Below are 12,696 nucleotides of genomic sequence, written 5' to 3'. Positions count from 1 at the left end.
CCACCTGCTACAGGTCCGCTGCCGAGAGGCGGCGGGCCTGTAGTTTTTTGAGGGTTGCCGCGGCCAGGAGAGCACCGATGACGGCACCGCACGCGTTTGTGACAATGTCTTGCGGGGTTGCGAAACGGTTGTGAAGAAACAAGAGCTGGCCCAGTTCCATGCAGCAGGAAATTATCAATCCAAATGCACTGATTCGCCACCAGGTCTTATCGGGAAACGCGAGGGTGCTTACAAAACCAACAGGGATGAACAGGGCTACATTTGCAGCGGCTTCCACAAATTTGTAATTGAACCAGCGGGGAAACCCGTGCCGGTGCAGGAATTGCAGGATGGTGGCGAGCTGGCCTTGAACGGGCTGGTCCACCGGTGTCGGCCAGAAGGCGATGAAGGCCAGCGGAATCAGCATGGCGCTCAGGATGACCCGCCAAAGCCGTGGGTGGAGGATATGCCTCACGATGCCCTCACATGGTCCGTAGCAACGCGATTGCAGCGATCCCTAGGGCGGCAACTGCCAGGATCCCCAGCAGGGTGTAGGAAAGCACCTGCGGGCGGGGGAGGGGTACCGAAAAATCGAACTCTCTTGGTGTTTTGCGCCAATGTCTCCCCATAGCCCTAATAAATACCACAAATCGTTGGTTGAGCCTGTCGAAGCCTTAAATGCAGAAGGTGGGTGTCTCCGTTTCCGGAGAACACCCACCTTCTTTGGTGCTGTGAAGCGATGCTGCTAGGCAGCTACCTCTGACTTTGCACGGCGGCGAACAACTACCACCGAGGTTGCGCCTGCGGCCAGTGCGCCCGCGCCAACCAGAGTCCAGAGGACCAGGCCGGAGTCAGCGCCGGTGTTGGCCAGGCCCGCACCGGTGTTGGCCAGCGGAGCGCCGCCGGTGGTGGAACCGGTGTTGGCCAGGGCAGCCGCAACGGTAACGAAAACCGGTCCCACAGTCCGCTGGGACGTGTTGCCCGTAGCCGTGATGGAGTAGGTGCCCGGCTCGTTGATGGCGAGCGGGACAGAGATCTTGCCCTGCAGGTCAGCCGTTGCAGTGACGGTCTGCGGTGCCTGGTAGACAGGGATTCTTGCCGATACTGCAGTGCCGCCGGCGTTTGCGGCGCCCGTTGTGGTGATGGTGATGGTGATGGTTACGGTTTCGCCGGGAAGGAATCCCTGTGCCGTGAAGGTGAAGGTCTGGCCCGGAGTTACCGTGCCGTCGTTTACACCTGCCGCCGGCGGAAGCGGCGGGTAGTTGCCTGCCGCCATGGCCGGTGCACTACCTACGAGTGCCAGTGAACCTGCCAGTGCGAGTGCTGCGAGCGTTTTCTTCATATGTCCCCCCGGAGACGTTTTAAGTTTTTGTTGTACCCGATTCTTGGGGACTATTCCCCTCCGCACGAGACCTAAGTGCAGAACTACGGATAGATATCCCAAAAGAAAGCTACCATCTTCCGGGGGTGCTGACCAACGTGAATCTAGACGGTTTACAAAATGTTAACTTGCTGCCGGCGGAGACTACCCACAGGATGCATTCTCTGTGGGCAAAATCACATCAGTTACAGGCTGAACGGTTGGTGTGACAACGATGTTAGGTTCACTATGTTGCACTATCTTGCCGAATGTGAACTCCACCGTCTTACTTTCCCCCGGGGCTAGCCGGACCGCTATAACACCTACTGGCCTGTCACGATGCCGGTAGGGAGCGAACTCCGCGTTCTGACCGTCGATCTTGGCCGTTTCGACGTTGGCCTGCACTGGACCGTACGCAACAGTATTTGTCTGTACTGATCCCGGTGGCACTCCGAAGTTGCCAGCGCCGGTGACATATGCCGGCAAGTAATCGGCTGCGTCAGATGGCGCCGTGTTCGTACTGGTGATACGTACGGTTGTTTCGGCGTAGCCGTCATGGGGACATTCTTTGACGAGTTGGACGGTGCGTTTCACGTAGTAGTCCATTTTTGCACCGGTTCCGTCGTTGAAGTACACGCCAAATTGGCCCGGAGAGACGCTTGGTCCTGATATGGAACCGCTGAGGGCATAGCGAGCTATTTGCTCTTGCTCTTCGACCCTGCTCGACCAGAGGAGAACTCGGCCTTCCTCGGCGCCACGCGATATGCCAGAAACCATTCCCTTCGCCTCTCCTCTACCAGCTGAAAGGGCGGCAAAAATTTCTCGTGCTACGCCGGCAAAGTAGGCGTCTTGCAAAGCCGGTTCCTCGACCGCTGAATAAACATCGGAGAGCAACGTTTTGACAACGTTCGCGCTAGTAAGTTCCTTTGGCAGCCCTACATCGGCGAGCTGAGCAAGTTGGGCGTCCGCGTAGCCCACCGGCCCGGTTGCTTCGAGGATATAGGATAGCGCTATCGGGTCAACTGAAATCACCCCGTCCACAGTGAGTCCGGTCTTGCTCTTCCACATGGACTGAGCAGTTGCTGCAGCAGTAGGAAAATCGGGCGTGAGATTGACGTCCTGGACAAATTTCCCCAGGCGGCTCGAATAGATCTGTACTTGTTCAGTGTCTACAGCCAAGGGGGGAATCATCACGTCCAGACCACCGGAACTAACTTGGTCGCCCAAGGACAAGCGCCCGTTTTCGACTTGTAAGACGGCTAAAGCGCCTGGGATGCCGCCAGATGCCCGCGATTCCGCACTGTTTTGGATCATCAGCAGGTAATGACGGGTGCTGTCCTCTGCCAGCATTGGCGGTGCCAGCGACGCAACTGTCGCAGCTGCGGTAAGACCGCCTCGCAGTGACCGAAGTTCCTCCCTAGCTGCACTCAAGGGCTCGCTAACTTGACTCCACAGACCCGCGGTTTCAATATCTTCCAGGCGATCGTGAGACGAACTTACGGCGTAGGCAGCCGAAGTAATAGTGGACTCCATGCTGCTTATCCCTGCAACGTCTACAGCCCCGCCGCTTGGAATCAAAGAAGCCCAGTCTAAGGACTGTATTGCGTTCACGAGTGGCGTCGCTCCCAAGGTCGCAACGTCGTCAGCGGCTGTGGCTACTTCCGTCGTTGCCTCGATGTTAGGACCTATCCAAGGCAGAGTAGCCGCTACTGTCCAGACGGGACTGTTCGCGGCGTTCCGGGCGTTAGTTGTATGTCTCTGGACATCCCTAACCGTGTTGCCTAATGACTTGATGTCATTCCTAAGTACTTCAGTTTGCAAACGGGGCACAAGCTCCTGGGCTGCCCGCAGCTCGGTTTTGATTGTTGTAGCCGTGCTATAGAGCCAAACCGATGCTCCGGCTGCGCACAGGACAGCGAGCCCTATTAGAGCACTAGTCATGCCTACACGGCGACGTTTATCCTTAGTTCTTACCTGATTATGGTTCTTGCGACGATTCTTTTTGGAGCTGGGCGGTTTTGCTTCCATGTTAACTTTCGTCAGGTTTCACGGTTTGAGTTGTCCTTGTCAGAACGCGCCGGTGCTTGCGAATACGGCCCTGAATGTTTTGAAAAGTATGACTATGTCGCCCATAAGTGACCAGTTTTCGACATAATACAAATCAAGCCGGATGCTCTCCTCCCAAGTGAGGTTTGAGCGGCCACTTACTTGCCATAGCCCACTCATACCAGGGCTGACGTAAAGCCTCCTATGGGCGGCATCATCGTACAATGCAACTTCCCCCTCACGCTGAGGCCGCGGGCCCACTAGGCTCATGCTTCCGCCAAAGACATTCAGCAACTGAGGGAGTTCGTCCAGTGAAAATTTGCGCAATACCTTACCGATTGGCGTTATCCGCGGATCATTCTCGACTTTGAAAAGCGGCTTGCCTTCAGTGCCTTGGCTCCGAAGAAGAGCACCCAACTGCGAGTCGGCATCGACTTTCATGGATCGAAACTTCAGCATCTTAAAAGTTGTTCCTCTGAGGCCGATACGCTCCTGCTGATAGAAGACCGGCCCTGGGCTCGTCAGCTTGACACCCAACGCCACGGCGATAAAGACGGGGCTGAGGAGTATCATCAGTAAACTCGAAAAAGTTATGTCAAACGTTCGTTTTGCCACCTTCTTGCCACCAGTCAACTTGGGCGTCGAAACATGGATGAGTGGGAGGCCTGCGACGGGCTGCGTGTGTATGCGGGGACCAGCCACGTCAGTGAGAGCTGGGGCCAGAATCATGCCAATTTCTCGTGCTGCGAGTTCCCATCCGAGTTTTCGCAAGTCTTCAGGGTTCATTCCCACACCCGCAGATATAGCGACCGCATCTACTTCCGCCTCTTCAATAACCCCCAAGATGGCGCGTAGATCGCTTTCCGTGCCAGTGATGGGGATATCGAGATCTGCTAGTACCGAGTTTGAAACGAGACTGCCAGGGAGGTGGACAGCTGTAGGGATATAACCCGCAGTTGGGTCGCTTCGCAGGGACCGTACCAGATGGGCCGCAGAATAAGGGCCTCCGATGATGAGGACCTTTGACGCGCTTTTGCCCCGGCTTCGCTCAAGGGCTAGGTGCTGGCGAACGATCCATCGCGCCGCCAAAAGTCCTAATGCTCCCGCCGGGAACGCAAGGCCGACGAAGCCCCTAGCGGTATCGATCCGCAGGGCGTAAGAGACTATCGCTACGAAGCCGAACAACCACGCCGAGGAAGCCAACACACGCTTGTACTCCTCCGAGCCCGAGCCGAGAATGGTAGGTTCACGAGAACCCCAAAATTCAAGCATGAACCACCAAGCGATAGTGAGAGCTACCGACAGCAAGAGGTAGTCCACATCCCTGCGGCTGTCTGTATCAAGGTCCGAAAACCCGAATCTAACGCCAAATGCCCCGGCTACTGCCCAGGTCACTACCCCGGCATCTATAACGCGAAGGCGACGTGAGTACTGCGAACGCCATTTCTTGCTTGGTTTCGTTGCAATTTTGGACAGGCCCTCGCCCTTTTGCCCTACGGTCCCCACGTACACTCCTTGATTTCCCCAGACTTCGCTACAGATGGTACCCCTTGACAGCAGGGACCGTTAGGCACCCGAGATGGGCGGAAGAATATTTTCACTGCTTAATGACCATCCTCATAGCGGTCCAGTGGGGCCACTAGGAGCAGTCCTTCGCGGGCCGGGGCGTTGGAGCCAAAGTGCCTGAGAGCCCACTATTTGCGACTAAATGCTGCATACAAAATCATTGTCAAGACGAGTAACCCCTCGGCAACTATTACGGACCATGCCATGCCCACGCCCCCGAATTGCGGGACAAGAATCAACATACTGGTGATGCTTCCAAGGGCACTTGAGACCACTAAGATGTTAAACGCTTTTTCCTGTCCTCTAGCCAGCATCCATTGGATGCCGAGGACGTTACTTGCGGCAACAAGGGGCAGAGTAAGGCAAAGGACTTGGAAAATGGGAATGGTAGCAGTGTAGTCAGGCCCGAAGAAAAGGGGGAGGAGCCACGGCGAGAGAAAAATACCAGCCACGGCGGCTAGCAAGAAGGGGATGGTCACCCCGGCCAAGCTTGTCATCATAAGCCTCTTGGCGTGCATCGGGTTTTCCGCATGAAGGCGGCTGATTTTAGGGAACATGACCTGACCTATCGGGACGATTAAACTTTTGGCTGCCGAGGTAAGCCGATCCGCATTGGCGTAGTTCCCAGTCTCGACGCTGGTCGACATCCCGCGCAGGACGGCGGTGCTCCCCGCAGCGTAAATTGTCACGACGGCGCGGTAGAGGAACAAGGGAAATCCTTCAATTAAGGACTTTCCAACACCTCGTACTTGGACGGTTGGGAGCCCCGCTTCACGTGTCATCCGAAACATATTCCATGAGGTTGCAACGGCGGTTAGGGCCGCCTGTGCTCCGAGAACCAACACACCATCGTCGGGGTCCCGTACTGCGATGAATATGCAAAGCGCACTTATCACCTTCGAAGTCACATCTACGGCCGCTGCACCTTCGAGTCGCTCCATTGCCTGGAAGTACCACAAAGGCGACCATCCTAGGACGACGGCATGGAAGACCCCAACAAGGAAAAGTACGCCCGATTCTTGGAATGACGGAACCATGAAGTACACACAAACTGCTATCAGCGCCGCGACCAGGCTAAGGGCTATTTTCGCACCAAAGACATTGCCGATGATGGCGTTCACTTTTTCCCGAGATTCACGAACGAGGCTGACCGACCGAGTGGCCGTGTACTGGTAACCATACTCAACTACGATGGACAAAGTGACTGCCAGAGCTTGTATAGCAGCGAGATTCCCCCAGGCTGAAGGGCCTAGAACGCGCGTTAGGAAGGGCATCGTTGCCAACGGAACGGCCAAGGCTGAAACCTGGATCAGCAAGAGAAGGCCTATGCTTTTCCGCGTTTTCGCCGGTGACCTGCGCAGAGCAGCTCTATCGCGTCGCACTTCACTGCGCCCTACAGGGTGGAGTTCGTCCGGCGTCTGCATGATTGACGTTACCTATCCATTTTGTAAAAGTATTCGTGACGGTGATCGTCTTGCGACCTGGGAAAAGAATCCGGATCGCGATTTCCCGTCTTATGCGTTTGCTGGCACCCAACTTTTGGAAGTTTCCTGGTAGGCCTTAACAACGCGTGCTGGAACGCCAGCAACGATGCGCATCGGTGGTATATCCCTGGTCACAACAGAATTAGCCGCCACTACGGCCCCATCCCCGATGGTGACGGGTCCGACGATGGTTACATTGTCGCCTATCCAGCAGTTCGCCCCGATATGCACGTCACCTTGGCTTCCCAGCGGCCGGGATGCCGGAGCGGACCTTGGGTCACTTGCTGGGCTCACCCTGTAGGAACCGTGCGCGTGATCTCCTATAAATACCGATGATCCAACAAGACAATCATCACCAATGCTGACCTTGCCGATGGCCGAGATGTGTAGCCTGTCCGAGGCCCTAAAACGCGCACCGATCGTAATTTTCGGACGGAAGGACTCCTCGCCGTAGTCATGTATCGCTTCTATCCAAACAGGCCCGTGAGCCTGGAAGTCAGGTTCTATCGAGATACCGCGTAAGCCGGCAACCTGGCTGCCGACGGGCAGTCGCCCGCTAATGCCGTGTGCTCTGGCATTTAGTCTAGCAATTGTTTTTGTGACGACTCTAACTACAAGTCGTGCACCGCCAATTCCAATTCCGTCTCGGCTTGCCGCGCGACGCATCTGGTTAATCACGTTACCTCCTAGAGTGCATAATGCTATAAGCAGCGATCACTGATTATCTTAAGCGGTAACAACGGGTCAATAGTGGATTCTCGAGTCATAACCTGAATACGGCCGCGAAGTGACAAGGATTCCCTCAATTTCGGTGTTTGGAGTACTTCCAGTAACGCGGATGCCATGTCAGATGTGTCGGCGGGCCGGAAGTACTTGACGGCGTCACCGCAGGTTTCCCGAAGGGAGGGAATGTCAGATGCTACAACAGGTGTGCCCACGGCCATGGCCTCTAAAGGCGGAAGACCGACTCCCTCGTAGAAAGAGGGCATGACGAGGCATGTCGCGCCTGCAATTGCGTCCCTCAACTCCTTGAACGACAGATTGCCCAATAAATGAACGCGATTGCCAAGCATCTTCAGGCGCTTGAAAACTTCGTCATCTTGGTGCTTCACATTGGCCGCTCCACCAGCCAACACAAGATCGCCCGGTATCGCGTCCTTTATCCGGACGAACGCATCAAGGAGACCGACCAAATTTTTGTGCTTCTTCACATTGCCAACGAAGAGCAAATAATCCTTCGGAAGGCCCCTGGGGGGTGTGCTCTGTGGCGCATCTTGAAACCAGCCACTGTCAATACGCATCGGCGCGACATGCAGCTTGTCTGTGGGGCCAAAGAGCCTTGCAATTTCGGATCTAGTTGCTTCAGAAGGAACGAAGACGCCCGTACTACGGCTCAATGAGACTCGCAGCATCTTCTTTGCGTACGTTCCCTTGATGCCCCCGGCGCCTCCATCCGAGGGAGGCAGCGCATGCAGAACATCATGGACCGTCACGAAAGTCTTGGTGGTTGAAAAAGCGGGGTAGGGATAGTGCGGCGTCCAAAACGCTTTTGGCCGTGTCCTAGCGAGCGATTTGGCCAGGACCAACTGTTCCCGTAACGAGTACATTGGAGCTCGGGTGGAGTCCGTTGGCACTATTTCTAGGTCATGGCCGGTTCCAAGTTCCTTAGGTACACCGAGGACCGCAACCCGCACACCTTGGTCCTTGGCCCAAGGGGCAAGGTGTTTAATCTGCTCGCGGGAGTAGATGCCGATACCACTAGCCCGAAGGTGGCGTCCATCGAAAAGCAGGTCCATCTTCAACGTCGCACCTTGGAGGACTCGAGGAGGTTCCCGCGCAAGTTCGATGCAAGCCCCGGCAAACGCTTCTTGACGAACTGGAACTCGTCCGGGAGCGCATACTTGGCAGCCAATGCTAGGTCAGCACACGTGACTTTGAAGCTACGAATAAGCGCTTTGCGGCGCCAATCCTCAAAATGTTTTCGTTCTTCCACCAAGAACGGGCTCGGCAATACAACGTCGGCATTCTGAAGTAGCTCACTACGGTAGGTCTTCCTGAGGCGTTTGGACAGCAAACGGCCCGACGTGTCGCGAGCGTAACCATACTCTGGTGCAACTCCAAGTCGCTGTTGCGCTGTCAAGACCGCTTCGGCATATCTTCTTGATAAGCTGCGGAACTCCTCGTTAACTCCGACAGCGTCTTTCAGAGAGACCGAAAGACGGACACTGATTGCATCCGGATCCAACGGGTCGAAACCGCTGAAATGAACGAGCCGAAGAGGATCACCGGAGGAAGCAACTTCAAGGCGCCCTTGATTTTGTACTATTTCCCTTTCATGCAGATTCCAGGGGCCTACGTTGTATCCCGCGTGGCGCCAAGAGTGTGCACTGAATAGGACGGATCCAATGTCAGTCCATTTCTGATCCACAAAGATGGACAACAGGGGATAAATAAGACACTCACGGCGGAGGTGGGACCACCACCAGGTCAGGAATGGGCGGCTTTTTTGGCTAAAAGCGCCAAACCCCAGATTGTGAACACCAACTGTCAGACTGTGCACTTCCGAAATTACTGCGGAGCCCGGCTCGATGGGCTGAAGGAAGTGTGGGGTGAGTACGGTTCCATGGTCGTCGACAACGCTATCGAGTTCGGCGAGGGGAGCAACCAGGAACGTGTCCGGATCAAGGTAGACGACGCGATCATAGTCGTTGAGCAGTTCAAGGAAAAACAACGGTTTGATGGAGGTCGAAAATTCGACGACGTCATAAATCGTCGTGAGGTTGTGAACCTCCCTCCGCTCTAGGGGCAGAAAATCGAGACCCACGACGCGCAACTTTGCCTGATCGCTCTCTAGGTCTTGTCGATCGCCGTCCACAACCATGATGACGAGATCAGTCTCGGGGGCGTGGGTGCGAATGCTGCTGTGAAGCGCGAGCGCCTGGGGGAGATAATTCTGAGCGACCACCGTGCAGTAAACGGTAGAACGGTTATTAGTCATGGAGAATCACTCTCTATCAGTCAAATGCGTATAAACGAAACAAAAAGTGCACCAACGTAGCAGTTCGCCGCTTACAGTGATGTAACGACGTCTTTTAGGCGCGAACGAAAATTTTCTTCGTTAAAGGTTGCCGCATGAGCTTTTATTGTTTTGGAATCGAAAGTAGAACGCTCAAATTCTTCAATTGCTTCAACAAGCCCGCGCGGATCCCGAGACTTGTACAAGATGCCGGTCTTTTCATTCACTGTATCCAGCACACCCCCGTGGCCGAGGGCCACAACTGGGGTGCCATATGTCATGGCCTCGACTGGAACAATCCCGAAGTCCTCGAGCCCAGGAAAAAGTAGAGCTCTGGCGTTAGCCAACCACAGCCCCTTCTCTTTGTCGTCCACCTGTCCGACAAACTCGATCGTGGGACCGGAGATGGAACGGAGTAATTCTTCCGCCGGACCGGCGCCGGCGATAACCAGTCGCCTCCCTAGCTTGTTGCAGGCAAGAATGGCGTGGTCTATCCGTTTGTAGTCTACAAGCCTGCCAAAGCAGAGGTAATATGGGGCGACCGCATGCGCAGGTGAGGCCGCATCCCCTGCGGCTACCTCTATCGGAGGGTGCAAAACTTCAGCATCGCAACCGTAGAAGTCCTGAACACGCCGCTGTGTCTCGGTGGAATTTGCGAATCGTTTTGTCGCTTTCTTGCTCGGAAGACGATCCAGATATTGCATCACGGGGATGAGAATTTTGAGAACCATAGCCGTATGGGCCCGGACGCGAGTTTTTTCCATATCAAACTTCCAGGCGATTCGCATGGGGGTGTGATAATAAACAACGCTTTTGCCGGATACGCGGTGAAGGGCTTGATGCGCCGCGAAATGGCTGCTTACGATTACAGTGTCTGCATCAATTTTAGAGAACCGCCATGCCAGCCAGAGTATGGGCGCATAATGTTGCCATCTACGGAGGATCCCAGGCAGCTTTGGGTTGAGTAGCGAACGTATTGCCCGGCCGGGTAGCACCCTGCTAGCAACTTCTGGATTGGCAACCCCGACAACTATTTCCGCATTTGGAAAGGCTGCCGCCATTTGGAGCAGCACCTTTTCGGAGCCGGCTATGTTCGTTAGCCACTCATGGGCAATTACAATTTTCACTAGCTACTTTTCCTTAGCATTTCAAAAACTTTGGTCGCGCATGGCTTAGACAGGGCCGACAAAGCGCCAGTAGCCAAAAAGCTGTAACCGTAATTAACAGGAAGTAATGCCCTGAACCTGCCCGTTTCCATGCCAGACCCTTACTTTTCAACTGTAATTGCGATGAAAGGCAAGAGTCATGTGATGTACGTGTCCATATGGACTGTGCTCAGTACTAGTGGGAGGAGACCATAGGCGCGTGAAGCATTGCCTCGAATCAAATCCGGCAGAGCGATCCCAGAAGCGAGTGTCGCCCTTGAGGTGAGGTTGGTGGCATTCAACAGGCGACGCTCGTGCGTAGGTGCCCACGCGAGGAGACTTTCAATTCGCTTCCCCCTAGTGTTATTTTTGCGTCCTTCAATTCGAAGACCGTGTTCGGGCCGAGCCACGAACGGCCAGCGAAAGACGCCGGCGGACGTCTGAACTCACAATCGGCCAGGCATACTTACGACCTCGGCCTGAACGCTTGTGCTGGACGGTGAGGTGCAGGCGCTAAAAGTTCATCAAATTCATCGACCCGCTCACTGCGGGGACGAATAGTTTCAGCTGCAGCCTTTTCGTTCCGCGGCTTCGGTGGCTCGTCTTCGCGGCGGTAATAGCTGTAAGCATAAGCATCGGGTCCCCTGGAAGGTAGCCGATTAACAACGATTCCGAGAAGGTTAGCATTTACCATTTCGAGGGCTTGGAGTGCCTTTCCGAGGTCCTGTTCCCTTGCCTTTTGGGCTCCGACCACCAATACAACGCCTCCGACGTGTTGGCTCAATACCGCGGCGTCGGTGACAGGCAGCAGCGGAGGCGCGTCAATCACAACAACATCGAAGGCCGCTTCAAGTCCCTTAAGAAGGCTGCTCATTGCTCCGGACCCGAGTAGTTCACTGGGGTTAGGTGGTATCTGGCCAGAAGTCAGAACGAATAAGTTGTGGTCGCCCCAAGCTTGTAACAAATCGTCGACGTGAGCGTCGCCGACTAGGGCGGTGGTTAGTCCAGCATTTCGTTCTAGTCCCAAATACTCGCTCACCATTGGCCGTCGAAGATCTGCGTCTATAAGACACACGGTCTGGCCTGCCTGTGCGAGGGATATGGCTAAGTTCGTAGCCGTCGTGCTCTTGCCTTCACCGGGCAGCGAGGAGGTTAGAAGAATTGTCCTAGCTCGGCCGGCGACGTTTGCGAACTGTAGGTTTGTTCTGATCTGGCGGAAAGACTCGGCGCGCGGACTTTGATCCGAAGATTGCGTTAGAAGCGGCCTGTCCGTAGCTTCCTGGTCGAAGGCAATACCTCCGAGCAGAGCAGCATCAGTGACTCGGCGAACGTCGGCTTCGACTCGGATGCGGGTATCGAAAATGTTTCTAGCGACGGCGAGCCCCAAGCCTGAAGCGATTCCAATGAAAAGGCCTAGCGCAAGGTTCAAACGAGTGTTGGGAGCCGATGGCGCCACTGGAGCGGAAGCTGGCGTTATGACGGACAGGCTAACGGGGGACGCGTCTCCGACCCTTGGTTTCTCGAGTGTGTCCACTGCCTTGATGAGGCTATTGGCTACCGCTTGCGCTGTGGCAGCTGCTTGGACGGGAGAGCCGTCATCTACAGAAATGTTGATGATGACCGTGTTGAGATCGGTGCTCGCCTGGACCCTGCCAGCGAGCTCTACGGGCGACTCCTGAAGACCCAAGCTATCGATGACGGGCTGAAGTACCACCGGAGTTGTTACGGTCCGCACGTAGGATTGCACTCGCGCCTGGCTAAACGTGTTTCCCTGCTGAAGTTCGGAAATTGATCCGGAACTTTGTATGGCCACGAACAGCTGTGTGTGAGAGGTGTAGGTAGGTGGAGTTAGGACGGAAGCGGCCCCTCCAAGCAGAAGTCCCAGCGCCGTAAGCGCCGTAATTGAGATCCAGCTGCGTCGGACTATTCGCAGGTAGTCGCGTAGATCCAAACTTAGGTCCCCCTGTATTTTTGCCGGGGGCGGCCGGATGGCACCCACCAGAACGGCACCATTCATGCGGTTATCGCAATTGTACCCGGAGCCTTTGCGCCCGACTCCAATGCGGCCGCAACGTGGCGAGGTGATGAGTTGGAGAGGTT

At 55.3% G+C, this 12,696-nt stretch carries 10 protein-coding genes; all 10 read right to left on the bottom strand.

The genetic code is table 11. From position 1 onward, the window contains the following. Positions 1–7 precede the first annotated feature (7 nt). Positions 8–406 carry a VanZ family protein gene (locus BACI348_RS16145; protein WP_159827661.1) on the bottom strand — a complete coding sequence of 133 codons (399 nt, stop codon included), beginning with the start codon at positions 404–406 and terminating at the stop codon, positions 8–10. A gap of 318 nt (positions 407–724) precedes the next feature. Then, complete coding sequence (locus BACI348_RS16140) at positions 725–1,321, bottom strand: LPXTG cell wall anchor domain-containing protein (RefSeq protein ID WP_159827658.1); 597 nt, start codon at positions 1,319–1,321, stop codon at positions 725–727. Between the two features lie 183 nt (positions 1,322–1,504). Continuing rightward, a complete protein-coding gene (locus tag BACI348_RS16135) occupies positions 1,505–2,872 on the bottom strand; it encodes a DUF4012 domain-containing protein (RefSeq protein WP_236557595.1) in 1,368 nt (455 codons plus the stop codon). 534 nt (positions 2,873–3,406) lie between these two features. After that, positions 3,407–4,891 (bottom strand): sugar transferase, encoded by a 1,485-nt coding sequence (locus tag BACI348_RS16130; protein WP_442858507.1) that lies wholly within the window; start codon positions 4,889–4,891, stop codon positions 3,407–3,409. Between the two features lie 188 nt (positions 4,892–5,079). Next, complete coding sequence (locus tag BACI348_RS16125) at positions 5,080–6,375, bottom strand: flippase (protein ID WP_268892357.1); 1,296 nt, start codon at positions 6,373–6,375, stop codon at positions 5,080–5,082. A 90-nt stretch (positions 6,376–6,465) separates the two neighbouring features. Next, positions 6,466–7,101: an acyltransferase gene (locus BACI348_RS16120; RefSeq protein WP_201298520.1), complete on the bottom strand. Its 636-nt coding sequence runs from the start codon at positions 7,099–7,101 to the stop codon at positions 6,466–6,468. Between the two features lie 35 nt (positions 7,102–7,136). After that, positions 7,137–8,231 (bottom strand): glycosyltransferase family 4 protein, encoded by a 1,095-nt coding sequence (locus BACI348_RS16115; protein ID WP_236557723.1) that lies wholly within the window; start codon positions 8,229–8,231, stop codon positions 7,137–7,139. A 2-nt stretch (positions 8,232–8,233) separates the two neighbouring features. Next, the gene (locus tag BACI348_RS16110) at positions 8,234–9,433 is read right to left on the bottom strand and encodes a glycosyltransferase family protein (RefSeq protein ID WP_159827646.1); all 1,200 of its coding nucleotides are present in this window, start codon (positions 9,431–9,433) and stop codon (positions 8,234–8,236) included. Between the two features lie 71 nt (positions 9,434–9,504). Then, entirely contained in the window at positions 9,505–10,578 is a 1,074-nt protein-coding gene (locus tag BACI348_RS16105) for a glycosyltransferase (RefSeq protein WP_159827644.1), read from the bottom strand. 484 nt (positions 10,579–11,062) lie between these two features. Beyond that, the gene (locus tag BACI348_RS16100) at positions 11,063–12,613 is read right to left on the bottom strand and encodes a tyrosine-protein kinase domain-containing protein (RefSeq protein WP_442858506.1); all 1,551 of its coding nucleotides are present in this window, start codon (positions 12,611–12,613) and stop codon (positions 11,063–11,065) included. Positions 12,614–12,696 lie beyond the last annotated feature (83 nt).

This window comes from Arthrobacter sp. 9AX, from assembly GCF_902506095.1.
In the GTDB taxonomy this organism is placed as follows: Bacteria; Actinomycetota; Actinomycetes; order Actinomycetales; family Micrococcaceae; genus Arthrobacter.
The sequence above is the reverse complement of the archived record's forward strand: the minus strand, read 5'-3'. Positions and strand labels throughout refer to the sequence as shown.

What these genes read in the sequence shown, in the direction of transcription:
- BACI348_RS16145 (WP_159827661.1), bottom strand. Translation starts at nt 406, where the DNA reads ATGCTGATTCCGCTGGCCTTCATCGCCTTCTGGCCGACACCGGTGGAC.
- BACI348_RS16140 (WP_159827658.1), bottom strand. Translation starts at nt 1,321, where the DNA reads ATGAAGAAAACGCTCGCAGCACTCGCACTGGCAGGTTCACTGGCACTC.
- BACI348_RS16135 (WP_236557595.1), bottom strand. Translation starts at nt 2,872, where the DNA reads ATGGAGTCCACTATTACTTCGGCTGCCTACGCCGTAAGTTCGTCTCAC.
- BACI348_RS16125 (WP_268892357.1), bottom strand. Translation starts at nt 6,375, where the DNA reads ATGCAGACGCCGGACGAACTCCACCCTGTAGGGCGCAGTGAAGTGCGA.
- BACI348_RS16120 (WP_201298520.1), bottom strand. Translation starts at nt 7,101, where the DNA reads ATGCGTCGCGCGGCAAGCCGAGACGGAATTGGAATTGGCGGTGCACGA.
- BACI348_RS16115 (WP_236557723.1), bottom strand. Translation starts at nt 8,231, where the DNA reads ATGGACCTGCTTTTCGATGGACGCCACCTTCGGGCTAGTGGTATCGGC.
- BACI348_RS16110 (WP_159827646.1), bottom strand. Translation starts at nt 9,433, where the DNA reads ATGACTAATAACCGTTCTACCGTTTACTGCACGGTGGTCGCTCAGAAT.
- BACI348_RS16100 (WP_442858506.1), bottom strand. Translation starts at nt 12,613, where the DNA reads ATGAATGGTGCCGTTCTGGTGGGTGCCATCCGGCCGCCCCCGGCAAAA.